General features: G+C 66.3%; 20 protein-coding genes. 6 read left to right on the plus strand and 14 right to left on the minus strand.

Annotated features, from left to right (window positions below):
• Window positions 1–55: 55 nt before the first annotated feature.
• From ACQP1T_RS32375 to ACQP1T_RS32385, 3 genes are all read left to right on the plus strand, one after another.
• The gene (locus ACQP1T_RS32375; RefSeq protein WP_433756818.1) at window positions 56–1,051 is read left to right on the plus strand and encodes an MBL fold metallo-hydrolase; all 996 of its coding nucleotides are present in this window, start codon (window positions 56–58) and stop codon (window positions 1,049–1,051) included.
• A gap of 134 nt (window positions 1,052–1,185) precedes the next feature.
• The gene (locus ACQP1T_RS32380; protein WP_433756819.1) at window positions 1,186–1,425 is read left to right on the plus strand and encodes a hypothetical protein; all 240 of its coding nucleotides are present in this window, start codon (window positions 1,186–1,188) and stop codon (window positions 1,423–1,425) included.
• A gap of 113 nt (window positions 1,426–1,538) precedes the next feature.
• Complete coding sequence (locus tag ACQP1T_RS32385) at window positions 1,539–1,901, plus strand: helix-turn-helix domain-containing protein (RefSeq protein ID WP_433756820.1); 363 nt, start codon at window positions 1,539–1,541, stop codon at window positions 1,899–1,901.
• Between the two features lie 223 nt (window positions 1,902–2,124).
• Here ACQP1T_RS32385 and ACQP1T_RS32390 read toward each other — a convergent pair whose 3' ends face one another.
• From ACQP1T_RS32390 to ACQP1T_RS32405, 4 genes are all read right to left on the minus strand, one after another.
• Window positions 2,125–2,718, minus strand: coding sequence for a ClpP family protease (locus tag ACQP1T_RS32390; protein ID WP_433756821.1), 594 nt, complete (start codon window positions 2,716–2,718; stop codon window positions 2,125–2,127).
• Window positions 2,715–3,320, minus strand: a complete 606-nt coding sequence (locus ACQP1T_RS32395; RefSeq protein ID WP_062987809.1) for a ClpP family protease — start codon at window positions 3,318–3,320, stop codon at window positions 2,715–2,717. Before ACQP1T_RS32395 ends, ACQP1T_RS32390 begins: the two co-directional genes overlap by 4 nt.
• 72 nt (window positions 3,321–3,392) lie before the next feature.
• A complete protein-coding gene (locus ACQP1T_RS32400; protein WP_433756822.1) occupies window positions 3,393–3,668 on the minus strand; it encodes a DUF2277 domain-containing protein in 276 nt (91 codons plus the stop codon).
• 50 nt (window positions 3,669–3,718) lie between these two features.
• Window positions 3,719–5,566, minus strand: a complete 1,848-nt coding sequence (locus ACQP1T_RS32405) for a hypothetical protein (protein ID WP_433756823.1) — start codon at window positions 5,564–5,566, stop codon at window positions 3,719–3,721.
• A gap of 270 nt (window positions 5,567–5,836) precedes the next feature.
• Here ACQP1T_RS32405 and ACQP1T_RS32410 point away from each other — a divergent pair, with 270 nt between their 5' ends.
• Window positions 5,837–10,753 carry an HAD-IC family P-type ATPase gene (locus ACQP1T_RS32410; RefSeq protein ID WP_433756824.1) on the plus strand — a complete coding sequence of 1,639 codons (4,917 nt, stop codon included), beginning with the start codon at window positions 5,837–5,839 and terminating at the stop codon, window positions 10,751–10,753.
• Window positions 10,754–10,762: 9 nt separating this feature from the next.
• Here the strand turns inward: ACQP1T_RS32410 and ACQP1T_RS32415 are convergent, their stop codons facing one another.
• From ACQP1T_RS32415 to ACQP1T_RS32455, 9 genes are read right to left on the minus strand one after another with little or no spacing between them, the layout of a single operon-like run.
• Complete coding sequence (locus ACQP1T_RS32415; RefSeq protein ID WP_433756825.1) at window positions 10,763–12,592, minus strand: complex I subunit 5 family protein; 1,830 nt, start codon at window positions 12,590–12,592, stop codon at window positions 10,763–10,765.
• Window positions 12,592–12,939, minus strand: a complete 348-nt coding sequence (locus tag ACQP1T_RS32420; RefSeq protein WP_433756826.1) for a sodium:proton antiporter — start codon at window positions 12,937–12,939, stop codon at window positions 12,592–12,594. Before ACQP1T_RS32420 ends, ACQP1T_RS32415 begins: the two co-directional genes overlap by 1 nt.
• On the minus strand, window positions 12,936–13,676 hold the full coding sequence (locus tag ACQP1T_RS32425) for an MnhB domain-containing protein (protein WP_433756827.1): 741 nt from the start codon (window positions 13,674–13,676) through the stop codon (window positions 12,936–12,938). The genes ACQP1T_RS32420 and ACQP1T_RS32425 overlap by 4 nt, the downstream gene beginning before the upstream one ends.
• Entirely contained in the window at window positions 13,673–13,915 is a 243-nt protein-coding gene (locus ACQP1T_RS32430) for a hydrogenase subunit MbhD domain-containing protein (RefSeq protein ID WP_433756828.1), read from the minus strand. The genes ACQP1T_RS32425 and ACQP1T_RS32430 overlap by 4 nt, the downstream gene beginning before the upstream one ends.
• Window positions 13,912–14,208, minus strand: a complete 297-nt coding sequence (locus tag ACQP1T_RS32435) for a monovalent cation/H(+) antiporter subunit G (RefSeq protein ID WP_433756829.1) — start codon at window positions 14,206–14,208, stop codon at window positions 13,912–13,914. The genes ACQP1T_RS32430 and ACQP1T_RS32435 overlap by 4 nt, the downstream gene beginning before the upstream one ends.
• On the minus strand, window positions 14,201–14,464 hold the full coding sequence (locus tag ACQP1T_RS32440; protein ID WP_433756830.1) for a monovalent cation/H+ antiporter complex subunit F: 264 nt from the start codon (window positions 14,462–14,464) through the stop codon (window positions 14,201–14,203). Before ACQP1T_RS32440 ends, ACQP1T_RS32435 begins: the two co-directional genes overlap by 8 nt.
• A 5-nt stretch (window positions 14,465–14,469) precedes the next feature.
• Complete coding sequence (locus ACQP1T_RS32445; protein WP_433756831.1) at window positions 14,470–14,937, minus strand: Na+/H+ antiporter subunit E; 468 nt, start codon at window positions 14,935–14,937, stop codon at window positions 14,470–14,472.
• Window positions 14,934–15,128, minus strand: coding sequence for a hypothetical protein (locus ACQP1T_RS32450; RefSeq protein WP_433756832.1), 195 nt, complete (start codon window positions 15,126–15,128; stop codon window positions 14,934–14,936). Before ACQP1T_RS32450 ends, ACQP1T_RS32445 begins: the two co-directional genes overlap by 4 nt.
• A complete protein-coding gene (locus tag ACQP1T_RS32455) occupies window positions 15,125–16,924 on the minus strand; it encodes a thiamine pyrophosphate-requiring protein (RefSeq protein WP_433756833.1) in 1,800 nt (599 codons plus the stop codon). Before ACQP1T_RS32455 ends, ACQP1T_RS32450 begins: the two co-directional genes overlap by 4 nt.
• Before the next feature lie 125 nt (window positions 16,925–17,049).
• Here ACQP1T_RS32455 and ACQP1T_RS32460 point away from each other — a divergent pair, with 125 nt between their 5' ends.
• The gene (locus ACQP1T_RS32460; protein WP_433756834.1) at window positions 17,050–19,899 is read left to right on the plus strand and encodes an FAD-binding and (Fe-S)-binding domain-containing protein; all 2,850 of its coding nucleotides are present in this window, start codon (window positions 17,050–17,052) and stop codon (window positions 19,897–19,899) included.
• Window position 19,900: 1 nt separating this feature from the next.
• On the opposite strand, the gene ACQP1T_RS32465 is transcribed toward ACQP1T_RS32460, so the two are convergent.
• Window positions 19,901–21,157 (minus strand): serine hydrolase domain-containing protein, encoded by a 1,257-nt coding sequence (locus ACQP1T_RS32465; protein WP_433756835.1) that lies wholly within the window; start codon window positions 21,155–21,157, stop codon window positions 19,901–19,903.
• 100 nt (window positions 21,158–21,257) lie between these two features.
• Between ACQP1T_RS32465 and ACQP1T_RS32470 the strand changes: the two genes are divergently transcribed.
• On the plus strand, window positions 21,258–21,587 hold the full coding sequence (locus ACQP1T_RS32470) for a plasmid stabilization protein (protein WP_433756836.1): 330 nt from the start codon (window positions 21,258–21,260) through the stop codon (window positions 21,585–21,587).
• Window positions 21,588–21,589: the final 2 nt, after the last annotated feature.

Raw genomic sequence — 21,589 nt, forward strand, 5'->3', positions numbered from 1 at the left:
ATTATTATCGATCCGAGCGCTCAACAAGCAGTCATCCATCGTGAGGATCATGCTCATGTCGAAACATCTACTGTCCCAAGAGATTTCCGAACGTCCGGCCGGTTATGCCGGACCGAATCTGAGCCCGACCGGCCTGCGGTTGATACCGCATCCGATCGGCGAGGGCGTCGTCGCGCTCATGGCCAATGTGCCGCCGAAGGACAATAACGGCGTCATCTTCGGCGACCGGGCGGCACTGGTCATCGATGCCGGCATCACGCCGACCATCGGAACCCAGATCCGAAGTCTGGCAACCGATCTCGCCGATGCACCGCTGCGCTACCTGGTGAACACCACCTACCACGGCGATCACACCTTCGGGAATACCGCCTTCGACGATCTCACCGTCATTACCTCGCGCGCCAACCGCGACAATATGCACGACCTCGGCTACGAGAAGGACATCCGCTCGCGCAATATGTACGGCGACGAGGAGCTGTTCGGCGAGGTCACCCGCTGGCGGCTGCCGGATTTGACGTTCGAGGCGACCATGGAGATCGATCTCGGCGGCCGCACCGTCGAATTGCACCACTTCGGTCCCGGCAACGGTCCGGGCGACACCATCGTCTACGTGCCGTCACAGCGCACCGCCTGGACCGGAAACTTCCTGACCGGCGCGGGATCCGCACACATGCTGCTGCAGGGCGGCCCCGAGCCCTACATCGGCTCGCTGCGCGCCATGCAGCAGGCCCTGCCCGACCTCGAGACGATCGTCCCTGGTCACGGTCCGATGGGCCGCGGTCGACGCGCGATCACCGTGCTCATCGACTATCTCGAACGTCTACGCGACGAGGTATCGGCCGCATTCGAGGCGGGCCGCACGCTCGATGAAACCTACGAGCTGTGCACCGATCCGTGGGCCACCGACCTCGACCCCGAATTCGCCACTGCGCTGAGCGAATACGAGATCCCCTTCGATCTGGCCGAGCAGGGCTTTCTCGAACTGTGCCGAAACCTGCATCGCCTCAACATCCTTACCACCTATCGCGTCTGCGAACAGCTCGCGCGGTGAGCGCGGATCGGCCCCAGCTAACTCACAGCCACCAGATAGGGTGCGCAAATATTGCGATTTCAAGATTGTCTTGTCGGTCCGGATCGGACGGGTCGACGGTCTCGGACCGAGACCGGACAACAGGAGGAACGTGCATGAAGATCAAGTCGAGGCTGGCGAAGGGTGCGATCGCGGGCGGTGTACTGGTCGGCCTGCTCGGCGTTGGTGCGGGTGTGGCGAGCGCCGATCCCGGGCAGGATCAGCGTCCGGGTATCGACCAGCAACAGCAGGGCCATGATCAGCGGCAGGATCAGCGCCAGGACCAGCAGCGGCATGATCAGCAGCCGCAGAGCCACGGCTTCTGGTTCTTCGGCCAGTGGATTCCGCTGCCCTGATCCCGACTCGATGCGAAAGGCCCTGTGTCCGTTGGACATGGGGCCTTCGTCGGTTTGTCCGCCCACAGCGTAATGCCCGGCCGGATCGGCGACCGCGGTCTTAGGCTCTTTCTATGACCGAGCTGCACTCGATCCAAGGTGGACGCGACGACCGACCTCGGCACACCGAGGAACCGCTGTGGCGCGAGGTGCTCGGCGAACGGCTGCGCACACTGCGCCGGGAGCAGCGCGAGACGCTCGTCGAAACCGCCGGTCGCGCAGGCATTTCGCCGCAGTACCTTTCCGAGGTGGAGCGCGGCCGCAAGGAACCGTCGAGCGAGATGATCGCGGCACTGGCAGGTGCGCTCGGCACCACCCTGTTCGGTCTCACCGAGCAGGTGGCCGACGAATTGCGCGCTCATCGTCGACTCACCTTCGCCCGGCAGTCGCTCCCCCGCGCGAGCGCCACCCCCACCCTGATGGCACTCGCGGCCTAGGGCCAAGGCTGCCCCTCGAGGTACTCCGCCCCAGGCCACAGCTCCTCGCGACACTCGTCACCCGAGCCACGGCGACCCAGAACGCTCGCCACCCCGAGCCACGGCCTCTCCGGACGCTCGCCGCCCAACCACTGCGTTGTCGAGGCGAGTCGAATGGCGGCTCGAAACCAACCACCATTCGACTTCGCTCGGCGCAACCCCCACGCACGCGGGCAGACGCTGATCAGTCCGCGCGGGCACCGAGCACGTTATCGACCAGTCCGTAGTCGACGGCGGCTTGTGCGGTGAAGACGCGGTCGCGGTCGGTGTCGTGCCGCAGTCGCTCGGCTGGTTGACCGGTGTGTCGAGACAGGATCGACTCGATTTCGGCGCGCATCCGCACCAGCTCGTCGGCCTGCAGGATCAGGTCGGGGATCGCGCCTTGACCGCGGGCGGCGGGCTGGTGCAGGACCACCCGGGCGTGCGGCAGCAGGGAGCGGCGACCGGGTTCGCCACCGGCCAGCAGGACCGCGCCGACCGCGATGGCCTGGCCGACGCAAGTGGTCGCCACCGGCGCTTTGATGAACTGGATGGTGTCGTACACCGCGAGCATGGCGGACAGATCGCCGCCCTCGCAGTTGATATACAGGTTGATCTCCTGCTCCGGACTCTCCGACTCGAGGTGCAATAGCTGTGCGATGAGCGCGTTGGCGACGCCGGAATCGATCGGAGTGCCGAGGTAGACGATCCGCTCGGCGAGCAGGTGCGAGTAGATATCGGTGATCCGCTCGCCGCCGCGCGGATGCTGGGCGATGACATTGGGAATGGTGTAGGTCATGCCGAAATTCCGATCCGCTGACGCTGGGGCACGATCTGCCCGAACGAGCCGACAATGTGGTCGATGAAGCCGTACTCCTTGGCCTGCGCCGCGCTGAACCAGCGGTCGTGCAGCGAATCCTCGTAGATACGGTCGTAGGGCTGGCCGGTATCCCCCGCGATGATGCCGAGCACCGTCTCCACGGTGTATCGCAAGTCATCGGCTTGGACCTCGACGTCGACGGCGCTGCCGCCGATTCCGGCCGAGCCCTGATGCATCAACACCCTGGCGTGCGGCAAGGCGAACCGCCGCCCCGGCGTACCCGCCGACAACAGGAATTGCCCTGCGCTGCAAGCCAATCCGAGCGCCAAGGTGGAGACCTCGCACGGCACCAGTCGCATCACGTCGCGAATGGCGAGCATTGCCGGAACCGAACCACCCGGGGAGTGGATCCACAACGAGATCCCCGCGTCGGGATCCTCGGCCGCCAAGGTGAGCAACTGCGTCATCAGCAGCGTCCCGTTATCGTCGTCGAGGGGTCCGTCCAGCACCAGAATCCGCCTGCTGAGCAGCTGCTCCCTGGCGCGCCAACTGAACAACGGTGTCTTGTCATCGTGAGCCATGACTCCACCGTGCCGCGCGCCTACCGGAAAAATCTCGCCACGCTGCCCTCAGCAGATCTGCTCACAGCAGCGTCAATCGTGCGAATGCGCGTGGACGCGCGCCTGCACCTCGGGCCGCCGCAGCGGCGGCACGGTCTTCGGCGGTACCTTCCGGTCGGGCAATTGTTCGAGCAGCCGCATGGTCGCGGCCGCGATATCGGCAACGGCAGCGTCGACCGCAGGGCGCGTAGCTGCGGAAATACTGGACAGCCCGCCGACCTTGCGGACGTACTGCAACGCCGCGGCATGCACTTCTTCCGTGGTGGCCGCGGGCTCGAGCCCACGCAGAGCGGTGATATTTCGGCACATAATCCGAGGCTAGCCCGGTTCGGCCCGGGTGGGCCACGTTCAGCGGCTGGCTAACGTCGTCCCGGTGCTACGGACGTCGCCGATTCCGCGCGCACATCGCGCCGATAGGCGAGGTTGATCCGAGCCGCACCCCAGGACAGCGCCCAGATGAGAATCAACGAGCAGACGAGTACGACCAGCGATGCCGCATTGATCAGCCAGGAGGGGCGGTCGAATGAGCGTTCACGTTGGAGCACAGTGATTTCCGGGACGAAGGGGCGGGTGAACTGGTCCAGTGCCGGAACTTCGGCGGCGTCGATGCCGGGGTCATGGGGCATGTAGATCGGTAGTGCGGTCAGCATTCGGCCGTCGTGCACCCGCAAGATCGTCTTCCAGGTGCCGTATGCCGGAACCGGTTTCGAGCTGACATAGTGTCCCTCCCCGACCCTGCGCAGCTGATCGATCACCAATCCGCGACCCGGGCTCGAGGAACCGATGCCACCTTGCCAGGCCAGAATCTGCACCCACTCGGGATCAGCGCCCACCGAATCCTTCGGTGCCAGGGTGATATCGGCGTTCACCATCCGGCCGTCGTTTGTCGGTGCCGCATTACGCAATTGGACTGTTGCGGAAGCATTTTCGGGAACATCAACGCGCAGGCCGTTCGCGGTGGCCGCTGCGGTGATCAGCACCGCCGCGATCACGATGCCACGGCGAATCGCGACACGCGGCAGCTCTTCGCCCCGCAGGACCATGCCGAGCAGTACGCCGACCGCACCGCCCGCGATACCCACCGGCACCGCCATGACCAATAGCTCCGGCCACATGCCGGTCGGCCAGGAGTCCACGAACATCCCTGTTACCCAGAGCGATTCGAGCCAGAGCCCGAGAGTGGCCGCGAGCAGTCCGGTCAGCGCACCCCACCAAACGGGTCTGGAAGTGGGCAACAGTGCCATCAGCTCCACGATCAGCGCGATACCGAGATACAGCGGAAATACGTTGTGCGGTGCGCCGAGCAGCGGACCGACCACGACCGCCACCACGGTGCGGACGAAGATCGCGAAGACAACCGCCGCCAACGCACCACCGCGCCCCAGCGTGTACCGCGCCGAAATCAGCGCGATCGTACTCGCGGCCGCGATCAGCATCGGCTGGAAGACGAGACGGAATTGTTCGACGCCGAAATCGAATTCGACCTGATACACCGACAGGCCGATCAGCAGACCGCCGAATGCGAAGGTGCGGATCAGCCACAGCAGTGGTCCGTCGGTGCGATCCGGATCGGGGCGGTCGAGGCGGCCTTCGAATTCCAGTAGCAGCACGGCGACCAGCGATAGACCAGCACCGCCGATCAGCATCAGGTGCGTCGGACCCCACAGGGTGATGTCTTGTCCGAATAGCCGGTGCCAGATGTCGTCGAGCGGAAAGCCGATGAGGGCGTACAGTCCGGCGCCCGCCATCAGCACGCCGCCGACCGGGGCGTACCAGTCTGTGGTGATCCGAATCGCCGCCGGACCCGGTTTCTCGTCCAGCGGCAGGATGATGGCCAGCATTCCGGCCATGAACAGGAAGAACAGACCGATCATGATGAAGTAGTGCGCCGGATTCGCCAGCGGGCCCTCGTCGCGGCCCTTGCCGATATGCAGGCTCACATCCCAGATGAAGCCGAACAGCGCGGTGAGAATGGTGGCGATGAACAGCGCGAGCGGCAGCGCGACCCAGCCGGGCCGGTTGCTGAGCCGTCCGAGCCGATCGGCGGCGGTTCGCAGCCAGGTGATGCGGCGGGTGCGGTGCAGGTACCCGACCACGGCCAGCACGGCCGCGATGGCGATCGCCGTGCCGGTCAGCACCGCGACCTGGTCCAATGCGGCTCCGCCGCCCTCGCCCCCGTCCGCGAACAGCACCGTTACCTGCCTCATCACATGACACTTTCTGGTGTTGTCGAGCGTCGCGTGGCTGGCCGTGCTCGGTCCGCTTCATCGGGGGCCTCGTCCTCATTGACGGTGCCGGGCAGCCTCGCATGTCGCTTGTCGACCTGCATTGTCCTGAGGTCGGCATGTACGTCGCATACCCGCTGACGAGACGGCCAATCCAGCGCCCCCGAAGGCCGTGGCGCAGTGGCTAAACTCCCAGCCAACAACCACTTTCGGTACCCGTTTGCATCCGGCGATGCCGGGTAGTTGCCGAATATGGGTAGGCGCGATGGTTTGGCACCGTGGTGGATCGAGGCGCCGACGGCGGCGATAACCGGTGTGGTGCGCACCGGCGTTTCGACGGCTGTCGGATTGGGCGTACAACTCGTCGAAGCACCGCTGCATGCGGCGGAACACGCGGCGGAAGCAGTGGCCGATGCCGCGACATCGATCATCGACACGGCCGCTGCCGGAGTCGACGAAATGACTCCCACACCGGAGAGCCCGCTCGGCGACGACCTGCTCGATCTGGTCGATCCGCATGAGCGGCGGGCCAACCGTCGGGTAGCCCTGCGCGATGACAAGGCGACCATCGAGGTGCGCGGACTGAGCTCCGAGCGCGGCGCTGCCCTCGCGCGGACATTGGACGAGCGGCTCGGCAAGTTGCGCGGTGTGCGGTGGACACAGGTCAATGCGGTGACCGGTCGGGTGGTCGCCACGCTGCGCGACGGCGCGACCGGACTGCCGGAACTGCTCGAGGCCATCGAGGGGATCGAGGCCGATAACAATGTCGCCGAAGTGGACTGGAGTCGCAGCGTCGAATACCCGGAGGACCGGGAACCGTTGCTGGCGGCCGGAATTCAGGTGGCCAGCGAGGTATTCGCCATTGCGGTGTCCACGTTCGGCGCGCGGCTGCCGTTCGGTGGTCCGGCGCGCGCGGTGCGGGCCGCGGCCACCTTCGTCGACACCCAACCGCGACTGCGCACGATGCTCGAATCGCGATTCGGGCGCTCCCGCACCGATATGGCCCTCACCGTCGTCACCGCGATCGGAACCGCATTCGGCGAAGACGCCGCCGACGGACTTTCGAATCTGCTGGCCGATACGGCTCAGCGCACCTTCCTACTCGGCGAGGCCATCGCTCAGCGTTTGGAGTGGCGCAACTGGGAGTCCGAACTGGTGTGCCGCGAACACCCCGACGTAACCGAACCACTACCGCCCTACACCCGCCCCACGGACCTGCCGGGTGGCCCGATCGAACGCGTCGCCGACGAAACCGCGGCCGGCTCGATGATCGGCACCGCGGCATTCGTCGGCCTCGGCCGCTTGGGCGATGCCGCCGATGCTCTCGGCCTCGGCGCACCGAAGGCCGCCCGGGCCTCCCGCGAGGCCTACGCCGCCAGCGTCAATATGGTCCTGGCGCGAGCGGGCGTGCTGACATTGCATCGAGGCGCGTGGCGCCGCTTGGACCGGCTGACCACGCTGGTGATCGACGGCGAAGCGCTGCTCACCGCACGCCGATTGGTGCTCGATGTCGAGTCGGTCGACGACGAATGGTCCACCGGGAAGGTCTGGAGCGCGGCGCAGCGATTGCTGTGGTCGTCGGAGGGCGGGGAGACCGCGCCCGTGGACTGGGAGTCCGCGACAGCGGGGAAGGCTGCCGAAACCAACAAGCCGACTGCGATCGACGGCAACAAGAAAGCGGCCACCAACGGCCACAAGCCGGACGCGACCGGGACAGGCGAGAAGACCGCGGCGGTCGGCGACAAGCACGCCGGGAGCAGGGAACCCACCACCGACGGCAACAAGGCGGCCGCGGCTGAGAGCAACAAGCACGCCGCGACCGACGGAAATAAGCGGGCCGCGCCGAATGGCGACAAGCAGGCCGCCACCGTGGACTACGAGGCAGCCGCGACCGAGGGCGATGAGCATGCCGTAACGGAGGCGGAACGGGAGACCGCAGCGAAGGACGCGGCGCTGCGGCTGGTGCATCCGAAGAGCGGGGCCCGTGATCGTGGGGCCACCATCCGGCCGGTCTGGAGGGAACTGCGCGACGGTGACCGGACGGTGGGGCGGGTGTTGCTCGGGCGGGAGCTCGATCCGAGTGCGCACGATGTGTTGACCGCGGCGCGGCGGGCCGGGTTACGGGTGGTGCTCGTCGCGCACGAGGATGCGAATGAATTGCGTTCGCTCGCTGATGAATTCGTTTCCGCGACGGGATCGATGAGCAAGCTGGTCGAGCGGCTGCAACAGGACGGTCAGGTTGTCGCGATGCTGAGCCCGTGCGCGCATAAGGCGTTGGCCCGAGCCGATGTGGCGCTCGGATTGTTCAGGGCCGATCACTGCGAACCACCGTGGGCCGCCGATGCCATCTGCCGGGATCTGGACCAGGTGCAGCGGGTGCTCGCGACGGTCGCGCCCGCGCGGCAGGTCAGTGAGCGCGGGCGCACCCTGGCGCTGTCGGCGTGCGCGCTCGGCGGGCTGCTGCTCGCCGTCACCCCGACCAGGAAGGCTCGAACAACGCCGATGGTCGCCGCACAGCTGACCGCGCTGACGACCGGAGCGCGCAACGGGATTCGCGCGGCCACATCCGCACCACCCACCACCATCGCGCCCCTATTACCTTGGCACGCATTGGAATCCAATGAAGTACTGGGACGCCTACCACAACCCCCGGCACTCGACGAGCGCGCAATCCCGGCCCGAGCCGAACGGAGCTTGATCACCAGAACTCTCGCACCGGTGACCTCCTTTGCCCGCCATCTGCGCCACGAACTGGATGACCCGCTGACACCGATCCTCAGCGTCGGTGCCGTCGCCACCGCCATACTCGGTGAGCCGTCCGATGCCATACTTCTCGCCTCCGTGCTGACGGTGAATGCGGTGATATCGGCCGCTCAGCGGCAGCGCGCCGAGAGCGAATTGCAGGACCTGCTCGAAGGCGAACAACTCACCGGCCGCCTGATCGACCGCGCCGCGATCGACGAGTCCGAACAGACCGAAGAATCCGTGCCCGCCGACGCTCTCGCCATCGGCGACATCTTGGTCGTCCGCGCGGGCGATGTGGTGCCCGCCGACGCGCGACTGCTGCGCGTCGACGAACTGGAAATGGACGAATCCGGTCTGACCGGCGAATCGGTGACGGTCGAGAAGAGTCTCGCGGCCACACCCAGCGCGGCGCTCGGCGAACGCGCCTGCATGATCTTCGCGGGCAGCACCGTTGTGAACGGGACGGGCGTGGCCGTCGTGGTCGCCGTAGGCTCCGATACTCAGGCCGGTCGCGCGGCCGCGGGCGCGGTACCGCCGGATAAGGGCGGAGTACAGGCCCAACTGCGGCAGCTCACCAAAAATGCTCTACCGCTTACCCTTTCGGGTGGCGCCCTGGTCACCGCGCTCGGCGGCCTGCGTGGGCGGATGCTGCGCGATGCGATCTCCGACGGTGTCGCGGTCGCGGTGGCCGCGGTGCCGGAGGGGTTGCCCCTGGTCGCCACGGTGGCGCAGCTGGCGGCCGCGCGTCGACTGTCGCGCTACGGCGTGCTGGTCCGCGCCAGCCGCACCGTCGAGGCGCTCGGCCGCGTCGACACCCTGTGCTTCGATAAGACCGGCACCCTCACCGAGGGACGGCTGCGGCTCACCATGCTGGCCGACCTGAACAACCAGTGGTCACCCGATGACGAGTCCGACGATGCGCGACGACTACTGCGCGCCGCCGCCCGCGCCTGCCCGGATCCGGACGATGGACCGGTGCTGCACGCCACCGACCGCGCCGTCCTGGATGCCGCCGAAAACCTCGGCGACGATGCGCACCGGTGGGATCCGATCGAGGAGATCCCGTTCGAATCCAATCGTGGCTATGCCGCGGTGCTCGGCCAAACGACGCGCAGACTGCGCCTGATCGTCAAGGGCGCACCGGAAGTCGTCCTACCCCGCTGCACCAAATCGCCTACCGCAGAACAGTTCTCGGACGACGTGCGCAAGCGTGCGCAGGAGGTCGTCGACGACCTCGCCGAACAAGGCTTACGTGTACTCGTCGTTGCCCGCCGCGATTTCTCCGACGAACCCGATGACGTCGAAGGCGCTGTCGACAAACTCACGCTGCTCGGCTTCCTCGGCATCGCCGACACCCCGCGCCCACAAACGCTGCCGCTGGTGACGGCCTTGCAGGACAACGATATCGGCGTGCGCATGATCACCGGCGACCATCCGGTCACAGCCGCGGCGGTGGCCCGCCAACTCGGCATCGCGGTGGGTACCGTCACCACTGGCGCCGATCTGGATCGGCTCGACGATTCCGAGCAGGCCGAGCTCATCGAACGCAGCACCGTCTTCGCCAGGGTCGATCCGGAGCAGAAGGTGCGCATCGTGGCCGCGCTGCGCCGCAATGGACATGTGGTCGGCATGACCGGCGACGGCAGCAATGACGCCGCCGCCATCCGTAGCGCCGATATCGGAATCGGTTTGGCGGCACGGGGATCCGCAGCCGCTCGCAATGCGGCCGATCTGGTGCTCACCGATCCGAATCCGCTCGCACTGCTGCACGCGGTGGTGGAGGGACGCGGCATGTGGCAGCGCATCACCGATGCGGTGGGCGTGCTGGTCGGCGGTAATGCCGGGGAGATCGCGTTCACCATCTACGGCACCGTGGTCGGCGGACGGGCACCACTGGGCACCAGGCAATTCCTGCTGGTGAACATGCTCACCGATATGTTTCCCGCACTGGCCCTCGCCCTTTCACCGGATCGCGACAGCCCGGACCCGCGCGATGTGGAGCACGGCACCGAGCGGCGGGCGCGACAATTGGCCGAAATTCCGCCTGCCAGCCTGGGTCCCGACCTCACCCGCACGATCGCGGTGCGCGGCATAGCCACCGCGGCGGGTGCGTGCACGGCGTGGACGATCGGCCGTTACACCGGAACCCAGCGCCGCGCGGCCACCATCGGACTGGTCGCCCTCATCGGCACCCAACTCGGACAGACACTCCTCTCCGGCCACCGCAGTCCCCTGGTCTGGGTGACCACCGCGGCCAGCGGCGTTGTGCTCGGCGCGGTGGTCATGGTTCCGGGACTGTCGGCCTATTTCGGTTGCACCCCACTGGGTCCCGTCGGCTGGACCATCGCCACGACCTCCGCCGCCGCGGCGACCGCGGGCTCAACCGTCCTCCCGCGCCTACTGCCCGGCGCTCGAGAAAGCTGACCACGTGCCTCAATACAACCAGCCGGTGGCAACCAGTCCGGCAACGACTGCCGCGCCGAAAACCAGCCAAGCGGCGTAGTCACCGACATGTCCGCTGTGCAGTCGGTGTAATGCGGTCTCGGCCGCGGTAATCGGTCGGATCGGCGGCCGTCCGCGTGTACGCAACGTCTCGAAGTGCAGCGTGGCAACTGCCATGAGCACGGCCAGGACGGTCGACAACAGACCGAACGCCAAGCCTGCTCCGGTCCATTCGATACGCGGCGCCGCATCGGGGTGGCCTGTCGTATTGCCGAGCAGCGCCGCTGCCCGGTAAGCCTCGGGATCGACGAACGTCGCGGCAGCGGGGCCGATAGCTCTCGTGAGTCCGGTTGGCAGACCGAGTAATAGCGCGACGAGCAATAAAGCAAGCACCGCCGCCATCATCGTGATCGGCGTCCTGTCGCGCGGCGCGGCGACATCGGGGATCTCGTGTTCCCCGGTGGTCTCCTCGGGATCGAGCTTGCGCTCGGGCACCTCGCCCACACCGAAACACACCCGCAGCCCCGCACGCAACGCCGCCCCACCGGTCAACGCCGATACGACGATCACCAGTGTCACAAGGAGAATCGAGGCGTCGGATTCCTCGAGCAGGGCCTTGCCGAGACCCGCACCGAACGGCGGCAACCCCGCCAATATCAACGCCGAAAGTACGAACAGCACACCGATGCTCCGTTGACCACGTGCCCGGCCGTGCAAACTGAACTCGTCCACACTGCGATACCGCGACAGCAGCACACCGGTCAGCAGGAACAGCGCCCCCTTCACCGCGGCATGACCACCGAGATACAGCGCCGATGCGGCCACACCGAGCGGTGACAAAGCGGCGAGACCGAGCAGGAACAAACCGATGTGCGCGATCGTCGAATATGCGAGCAGCCGTTTGATATGCCGCTGCAGCACACACATCACCGCACCGAGTACGGCGGTAAAGATGCCCAACACCAACAACATTCGGCGCACGCCCGGAGCGGGAAGCACGGTATCGAACACCGTCCAATACACCCGCGCCAGCCCATACACACCCAGCGGCGCCATCACACCGGAGAACAGCACACAGACCGGCGACGGTGCGACGGCATGCGCATCGGCCAGCCAGAAATGGAACGGCACCGCCGCCGCCTTGACCAGCCATCCGGTGGCGATCAGCACGAACGCGGCCAAAACAACAGCATCACCCGACCGTGCTTCGACCGCAATTCCCAACTGCGCCAGGCCGAGTTGCCCGGTCCGCGCATACAGCAGTCCGATTCCGAACAGGCAGAGATACGCGCCGAGCGAATTGATCACCCCGAAATTCAGTCCGGCCTGCACGGATTCGGGTTCCTCGATCTTCAGTCCGGTCAACGCGTAGGCCGCGACGCCCATCAGTTCGAAGAAGACGAACATGTCGAAAATGTCACCGGTCAACGCGAACCCGGTCATACCGGTGGCGAAGAGCAGGACCAGCGCCGGATAGTGCGCATGCAGATTGTCGAAGTACCGCCAGCCGAACAGGAGCGCGGTCGTGGTGAGCAATGCGATCAGCAAAGCCATTGCGGCACCGAGCCGATCGGCGACCAGCACAATCCCGACGGTCGACCCCGGTCGCGGCTCCCACCCACCGGACCAGGACACCACCGTGCCCGCGCCGGTCGCGTACAGCAGCCATCCCGCCAGGATCGTCCCGGCGAGTGCGGTACCCGTGCCGATCACATCGATCAGCAACCTGGGCAATATCCGACCGAAGGCGAGCAGCACACAGGAACCGGCGACCGGCAGCGCGATCAGGAGTGCCGGGAGTGCCTGATCGAAGGGGACCATCAGCCACGCAGCGCGTGCAGTTCGTCGGGCACGACGGTGCCGTGCCGCTTGGCGATCTGCACGACCAGCGCCAGCAGCAACGCCGTCACCGTCGCGGAGACCACAATGTCGGTCAATGTCATGGCCTGTACCACCGGGTCCACCGCGGGCGAGCCGGGTGGATTGGCGGAGCCGAAAATCGGTGCGGACGCGCCCTTTTGGTAGCCGACGGCCAATAGCAGGACGTAGGTTCCCGATTGTCCGATGGATACGCACACCACGGTGTGCACCAGATGTCTGCTGCGTACCACGCCGAAAATGCCGATCAGCAAGAGCCATCCGGCGATCACATAGGGAAATACCGTCATCGCGACGCCCGCCTCTCCGTAGTCAGATACTCGTCGAGGAACTGCGCGAGCAGTACGACGACACCACTGCCGACCGCTAGACCGACCGCCACGCTGAACAGCGGCAGCGTACCGGCCGACAGCAGGCGGCCGAATTGCCCGAGCGGCAGAATATTCGCCAGATATCCAGCACCACTGAGGATTCCGGCCAGTCCGAGCGCCACCACCGTGCCCATGCCCGCGGCCTCGCCGAACTCGTACCAGACCAGCGGACGCACCCGCCGCAGCGCGCGATAATTGCCAGCCACATACAGCAGATGCAGACCGGTGGCCAGCACCACACCACCCTGGAAGCCGCCACCCGGCGTGAGATGTCCGTGCACGACCACATCCGCGCCGATCATCAGGGTCACCGGCAACAGGGCATACCCCAAGAACCGGGTCGCCTGCACGATACGGCCGACATCCTCGGACTGCCGGTGCGTCCGTTGCCCTTCCGGACGCAATAGCGTCGCCGCGCCGAGCACCGCGGCCACCAGAATGGCCTCCTCGCCGAAGGTATCGAGGCCACGTTGATCGAAATTGACCGAGGAAACCGCATTCGGACTGTGCTGCTCCAGCGACGCCTGGACTGCCGCGTCCCGATACGGATGGTCGGTGCCGCCGAATCCTGGCATCCGGAACAGCGCGAGCCCGAGCAATACGACAAGTCCGGCCCCGCCGACGAGGAAGATCACCAGTCGCGCACCGTGCCTCACGATCGTCGCCTCCGCTCCACGGCACGCACAGCGAGCAATACCATCAGCGGCACCACCGCGGTCCCCACCGCGACCTGCGACAACGCCACATCCGGCGCGCTGAGCACGAGGAATGCGGGTGCCAGCAGCGCACCGAATACCGCCAGTGACACCGCCTGCCGCTGCGGCTCGGTGGTGAATACGACGACCGTGCCGGCCACCGCGACCAGCCCGAGCGTGATCACGATCAGGGCGCTCATTGCGGAGCCTCGATCCTGCCGTCGGTGCGGGCATTGAGCCTGCCGATAGCGGCGCTCAGCACCGGAGCGGTGAGCGCCAGCAGTAGGAGGGTCACCGCGACGATCGCCGTGGTCAGTCCCGGCCCCTGCGCGATCAGCACCGCGAGCGCGATGATCGGACCGGCGACCGAGCTGATAACCGACGAATAGTGCAGTCGCGCATAGACCGAACGCGGCCGGAGCGCGGCCACCGATGCCGCCACCGCGGCAAGGGTGCCGATCGCGAGCAGTGCGTCGACGAAGAAACTAGTCATCACGGACCCCCAGCAGGCGCGTGAAAACCAGCGTGCCCGCGAAGGACAGCAGGACGAGCACCAGCGGCACGATCAGATAGTCCGGCCTGCCGAGTCCCAGACTCAGCGATATCAAGACGAGGATCAACAGCGAGCCGACCAGTTGCAGCCCGACGAGCCGATGCGCCGCCGTCCCCCGACCGGACAGCAGCAGCGCGGGCCCGATCCCACCGACCAGCAGCACACCCGATGCGAGCAGCCAAGGCGCGGTGGACATTTCGATCAGCCCCCGAACATCCGCCGCAGTCGGGTCGCGGATGTCGCGAGTACATGCATCAGCAGGTCGTCGTTATCGGCATCGATGACCACCGAGCCGGGCGTAGCCGAGAGCACGCCGGTGATCAATGCCGCCCGGCCCGCTCGCCGCAGCGCATCGGTTTCCGCGTCGAGTTCGTCCGCCTCGAACCGCCCGACCGGCCTGCCACGCGCGGCGGACGACAGGGCGGCCCAACTGTCGCGCACGATCGCGCCGGGCAGCGCGGCCAATAGCCGCGGAACCTTATCCGGCATCCGCCAATTGCCTTGCACCGCAAGCCGTCCCACCCGCCCTGCCCAAGCAACGGGTAAGGCGAGGACGGCGGCCGCGGCCAACTCTTGGAGACCGAACGTGGTCAGCGTCGCCAGCCACAGCAACACCAGCACCGCCCACCAGCCGAGGACTTCCGCCACGGCCGCGACGCGGGCCCTCATCCGCCGTCTTCCCGACGCCGGTACCGCACCGCATCACGCGCCTGGTCGAAGATCGCCAGCGGCGGTCCGGCCGACAGATTCGCCACCGCGGATTCGCTGGTCTTCGGATGCGGCCGAGTCGGCGCGACCGCTTCGGCGAGCCGCACCGAACCCGCCGGATCGACGACGTCCTCGGTCGCTGGCAGGGTCATGACGACGAATTCCGATGCGGCACGAATTCCTGGACCTTGGACTTGACGCCCTGCCACATCAGATGCCAGCCATCCGGATCGCCGCGCATCACCGCCTCCGCGGTGTCCTTCATCTGCTCATAGGTCGCATGCGGCGGAATCGGCGGCACCTCGGGATCACAGCGCACATCGATCAGTACCGGACGATCCGCGCTCAGCGCCAGTTTCCATGCGTCGGCGAGCTGGTCCGGATCGTCGATCGCGACCGACGGCAGACCCATACAGCGCGCGAGATCCGCGTAGGAGGTCTCCGGAAGTATCTGCGACTCTTCGAATTTCGGCGCGCCGCCCATGGCGCGCAACTCCCAGGTGACCTGGTTCAGATCGTTATTGTGGAAGACGCAGATGACCAGCCGCGGATCACTCCACTGCCGGTAATAGCGTGCGATGGTGAGCAGTTCGGCCATCCCGTTCATCTGCATGGCGCCGTCACCGACCAGCGCGATCGCCGGTCGCTCCGGATGCGCGAACTTCGCGCCGATGGCATAGGGCACACCGGGTCCCATGGTCGCCAGGGTGCCCGACAGTGAGCCGCGGGTACCGATGCGGAAGCGCAGGCAGCGGGCGTACCAGTTGGTGGACGAGCCGGAGTCCGCGGTGACGATCGCGTTCTCCGGAAGCTGTTGGGACAGTTCCCAAACCACGCGCATCGGGTTGACCGGCTTGGCCTGCAACATCGCCTGCCGCTCGACCGTCTCCCACCAGCGGGCCACATTCTGCTCGATCTTTTCCCGCCAGGATCGATCCTCCTTGCGGCGCAGCAGCGGAATGAGTTCGGCCAGTGTGGCTTTCGCATCACCGACCAAATTCACCTCGGTCGGATAGCGCATGCCGATCATGGTGCCGTCGATATCGATCTGCACCGCGCGCGCCTGACCGAACTCCGGCATGAACTGGGTGTAGGGGAAATTCGACCCGACGATGACCAGGGTGTCGCAGTCGCGCATCATTTCAAAGCTGGGCCTGCTGCCGAGCAATCCGATCGGCCCGGTGACGAAGGGCAGATCATCGGGCAGCACATCCTTGCCGAGCAGCGCCTTGGCCACGCCCGCACCGGTGAGTTCGGCGAGTTCGACCACCTCACGCGCGGCCGAGCGGGCGCCCTGACCGACGAGCACCGCGACCTTGGATCCGGCGTCGATGATCTCGGCGGCGCGTTCGATCTCGGGGTACGGCGCGATCACCGTCGCGGTCAACGCATGTGGTGGGCTGGATGGCACCTGCTTGAACTCGTGCTCCGGTGGCTCGTATGGCTCTTCCTGCAGATCGGCCGGAATGATCACCGCGGTGGGCGCACGCCGAGTCATCGCTGTGCGGAACGCCCGGTCCAGCGCATTGGGCAACTGACTCGACACATTGACCTCGACCAGATAGTCGCTGGCGACATCCTTGAACAGGCTCTGCAGATCGACTTCTTGCTGATAGCTGCCGCCCATGGCGCTGCGCGCGGTCTGACCGACGATCGCGACGACCGGGACATGGTCGAGTTTGGCGTCGTAGAGACCATTGAGCAGATGGATCGCCCCCGGCCCCGAGGTGGCCGTGCAGACGCCGACCGTACCGCTGAATTTGGCGAAACCGGTGGCTTGGAAGGCCGCCATTTCCTCGTGCCTGGCCTGCACGAATTGTGGTTTGTTATCCGCGCGCCCGAAAGCGGCGACCAGACCGTTGATGCCGTCGCCGGGGTATCCGAAGACTTGGTTGACGCCCCACTCCCGTAGTCGTTGCAGGACGTAGTCACCAACCTGTTGTTTCATGAGGACTCCTGTTCGGTATCCGGGTTGGTCAGACCGGTGATACCCAGCGAATGGGCAGGCAATCAGCGGGTGTGCCGGGCCCCGGAGTGGGTAGCCGCTCTGTGCCGAGACAGGAGGGGTGCCGAATGATTGATCTCCCGCTGACGCGACTCGCGGCCGAACTCACCGAGCAGGTTTCCGGGGAAGTGCGCTTCGATCCCGGATCCAGGGCCACGTACTCCACTGATGCCTCGAACTACCGCGCGGTGCCACTCGGCGTCGTGCTGCCGCGCACACCCGAGGATGCGGCCGCCGCCATCGCGGTGTGCCGCGAGCACGATATGCCGGTGCTCTCGCGCGGCGGCGGCACCAGTCTGGCCGGTCAATGCTGCAATGCCGCCGTGGTGCTCGACTGGAGCAAGTACTGCGATCGGCTGATCTCGGTCGATACGGCGGCCCGCACCGCGATCGTGGAGCCGGGCATCGCGCTGGACCCGCTCAACGCGCAGTTGGCGCGCTTCGACCTGATGGTCGGCCCGAAACCCGCGACACATGTCAGCTGCACGATCGGCGGGATGATCGGCAACAACTCCTGCGGATCGACAGCGCAGGCGTACGGAAAGATGGTCGATTCGGTGCGGCGGCTGGAAATCCTGACCTACGACGGGTTGCGCGGTTGGGTCGGCGCGGACTCCCCGGATGAGTTTCCCGAACTGTTGGACGGCCTGCGGCGGATCCGCGATGAGTACGCGCCGGATATCCGCGCGCACTATCCCGATATTCCGCGCCGGGTGTCGGGCTACAACCTCGATTCGCTACTGCCGGAGCACGGCTTCGATCTCGCGAAACTGCTCGTCGGCAGTGAGTCCACGCTGGTGACGGTATTGCGCGCCGAAATCGAACTCGTGCAGCGCCCGAAAGCGGTGGCGCTGACCGTACTCGGTTACCCCGATATCTACGATGCCGCCGATGCGGTGCCGATGGTCTTGCAGCACAGTCCGACCGCCCTGGAAGGCGTGGACCACCGACTGGTCCAACTGGAGCATCTCGAACATCTGGCCGGGGCCGCCATCGCACAGCTGCCTGACGGAAAAGGTTGGCTGATGGCACAATTCGAGGGAGCCGACCAGGACGAAGCCGACCGCAGGGCGCGGGCGATGGTCGAGGAAGTCACCACGAAAACCGGTGCGACCTCGACGATGATCGATGACCCCGCGCGCGAGGCGGAGATCTGGACGGCCAGGGAAGCGGGCCTTGGTGCCACCGCGTTCCCACCCGACAGTCCGGAAACCCATGAGGGTTGGGAGGATGCCGCGGTGCCGCCCGACCGGCTCGGCGACTATCTGCGCGACTTCGAAAGTCTGCTCGGCGATTTCGATTACCAGTCGTCCTCGCTCTACGGCCACTTCGGCCACGGCTGCGTACACACCCGCATACCGTTCGATCTCCGTAGCGCGGAAGGCATTGCGAAGTACCGCGGATTCGCCGAGCAGAGCGCACAGCTGGTAGTGCGGTACGGCGGATCGCTGTCCGGTGAACACGGCGACGGACAGTCACGCGGCGAACTGCTGCCGATCATGTTCGGCGATCGGGTCGTCGAGGCATTCGGCGCGGTCAAGCATCTGTTCGATCCGCGCAATCGGATGAATCCCGGCAAGGTGGTACACCCCCGTCCACTGGATAAGGACCTGCGCCAAGGTGCGGACTATCGACCGTGGAATCCGGTGACCCACTTCACTTTCCCGGAGGACGACCACCGGTTCAGCGTGGCCGCCGCGCGCTGTGTCGGCGTCGGCAAGTGCCGCGGCCACGAGGGCGGTGTGATGTGCCCGAGCTACCGGGCGACCAGGGAGGAGGAACACTCCCCCCGCGGTCGCGCCCGCCTCCTGTTCGAAATGCTCCAGGGTGAGGTGATCACCGATGGCTGGCGCTCCACCGAGGTGCGCGATGCCCTCGATCTGTGCCTGGCCTGCAAGGGCTGCCGCAGCGACTGTCCGGTCGATGTCGATATGGCCACCTACAAGGTCGAATTCCTGTCCCACCACTACGAACACCGTGTCCGGCCGATGGCGCACTACTCGATGGGCTGGATCCCGCTGTGGGCCCGGTTCGCCACCGCCGTATCCGCACCGGCCAATGCACTGGCGCAGAGCAGGGGCCCGGGTGGGCTGCTCAAACGTCTGGGTGGCGTCGACCCGCGCCGCGAACTGCCGCGCTTCGCCCGCGAGCGCTTCACCGAGAAGTTCGCCCGCCGCGCACCGGACGAGCGCGGCCATCGCGGCCGAGTGCTGCTGTGGCCCGATACCTTCACCAACAACTTCGCCCCCGAAATAGCCGAAGCCGCGGTGACCGTACTGGAGGCCGCCGGATTCGAGATCGAAATACCAAGGCGCACAGTCTGTTGCGGACTGACCTGGATTTCCACCGGCCAACTTCCCACCGCCAAACGAGTACTCCGTCGCACCCTGCGCCAGCTCGAACCCCAGCTGCGCTCGAGCACCCCCATCGTCGTGCTCGAACCCAGCTGCGCCGCCGTCTTCCGCGCCGATCTGCCCGAACTGCTTCCCGGCGACGAAGATGCCCACCGACTGGCGAATCAGGTCCGCACCCTCGGCGAAATCCTCACCGAAAAGGCCGACGACTGGGAACCACCGCGCATCGACGCGCACGCCATGGTCCAGCCGCACTGCCACCAGCACGCGATCCTGCAGTACGAGGCCGACCAAAGGCTGTTGACCGCAACCGGACTCGACGTCGAGGTACTTGATGCCGGATGCTGCGGTCTGGCCGGCAACTTCGGCTTCGAACGCGGCCACTACGACGTCTCGGTGGCCTGCGCCGAGGACAAACTGATGCCGGCCATTCGCAAACGAGACCCCGAAACACTCGTCCTGGCAGACGGATTCAGCTGCCGAACCCAAATCGAACACCTGGATCCACAAGCCGGACCTCGGCACGCGGCACAAGTCCTCGCCGAGGCGCTGCGCCGCGTGTGAATCAGTCGGTGTCGAACAGCCGATCGGCGGGCGGGAGTTGGCTGATGGTGTTGGAGATCTGGGCGACCAGGGCCCAGGGGCGTTCGGTGTCGGTGGTGGCCTTGCCGCTGGTGAGGATCGCCCCGGAGAGTCCGCGGGTGGGGTCGGCCCAGCCGTATTGGGTCGTCAGGCCGCTACGGCCGAAATGCGACTGGGTATTTCGCCCGAACTTCGAGCGACGAGCGCCGAGTTCGAAGCCCGCGCGGCTCACGCGTCCGGCCAGGCCGGGCATCCGGGGTGCGGGGCGGATCGCTTCGCGGAGGGTATCGGACTCGATGATCCGGACGCCGTCGAGTTCACCACCGCGGGTGAGGATTTCGTAGAAACGAGACAGTTCATAGGCCGTGGTGACGATATTGCCCGACGGCAGTTCGGCGGTCAGGAAATCCCGATTCGCGGATCGGGCGGTCGCACCGTCCATCCGGCCGCCGAGGGCCTTGCGCGCCAAAAGTATCGACATCCGGGACGGCGGCGGGCCGGTCTTCACACTGGGCACGACCTTGTCGACATCCTCGGGACGGACCCCGAAGTTGTTCCAGCGGAAGCCCAATGGTTCGAGCACCTGTTCGGCGAGATGTTCGCGCATCCGCTTCCCGGTGGCCCGCCGTACCAGCAGCCGCTGGATCAAGCCACTGGTCAATGCGTGATAGACGCGGAATCGACCCGGCCGCCAGCTCGGCACCAGATCGGCCAAGCCCTGCACGGCCAACTCCTCGTCGAGCACCAAGTCGACGCCCTTGTAGGGCGGCGTTATGAACGGCACACCCGCCGAATGCGACAGCACATCGCCGATGGTGATGGCATCCTTGCCGTGCGCGGTGAACTCCGGAATGTATTCGCACACCGGATCATTCAACGCGAACGCACCCTGTTCGATCAGCATGAACATCAGCGTCGCGGCCACGCCCTTGGCGGTGGAGAACCCGCAGAACAGCGTCTCCGGCGTCGCGAGCACCCGCTCCGCATCCGGACCGTCTTTCGGCGCATTCCCCCAGCCGTGCCCGATCGCCCGGTTCAGCACGATCTTCCCATTGCGCCGCAGACAGGTCTGAATCGCGGGCGTCGTCCCCATCCGGTACCACGCCTGCACCGATGCCCACAGCGCCGCGACATCCGCGTTCGTCAACCCGGCATCGGCCGGATCGTCCTCGTGCCCGACCGTCGTCACCGCGTCCAGATCATCGGCGACGGTCACCAACGTGCCAGGAACCACCTTCACCCGGCCAGCATATCGACGCTGATCTCGCCCCGATCGAGCCCACGCTTCGGTCCTGGTTTCGCGCTGCCAGCCGGGGTACTCGGCGAGCAGGAGGTGTGAGATGCCAAAGGAATGGAGCAATAAACAGGAACGGCAGTACGAGCACATCAAGGACTCGGCAGAGGACCGGGGCGAGAGCCAGAAGCGGGCGAAGGAAATCGCCGCGCGGACGGTCAACAAGAATCGCGCCCAATCCGGGCAGTCGAAGACCGCCAGCCGTTCCTCGGTCAAGGACAAGTCGCCACAGCAGCGCGGCGGGCAGCGCTCTGGCCGCAGCGGTCCGAAGGGCCCGACCCGCGACCAGCTGTACAACGAGGCCAGACAGCGCAATATCAAGGGCCGCTCGAAGATGAACAAGCGGCAGCTCGCGCGAGCGCTCGGCAAGGACTGAGG

The organism is Nocardia sp. CA-135398 (assembly GCF_050955845.1).
Taxonomy (GTDB): Bacteria; Actinomycetota; Actinomycetes; order Mycobacteriales; family Mycobacteriaceae; genus Nocardia.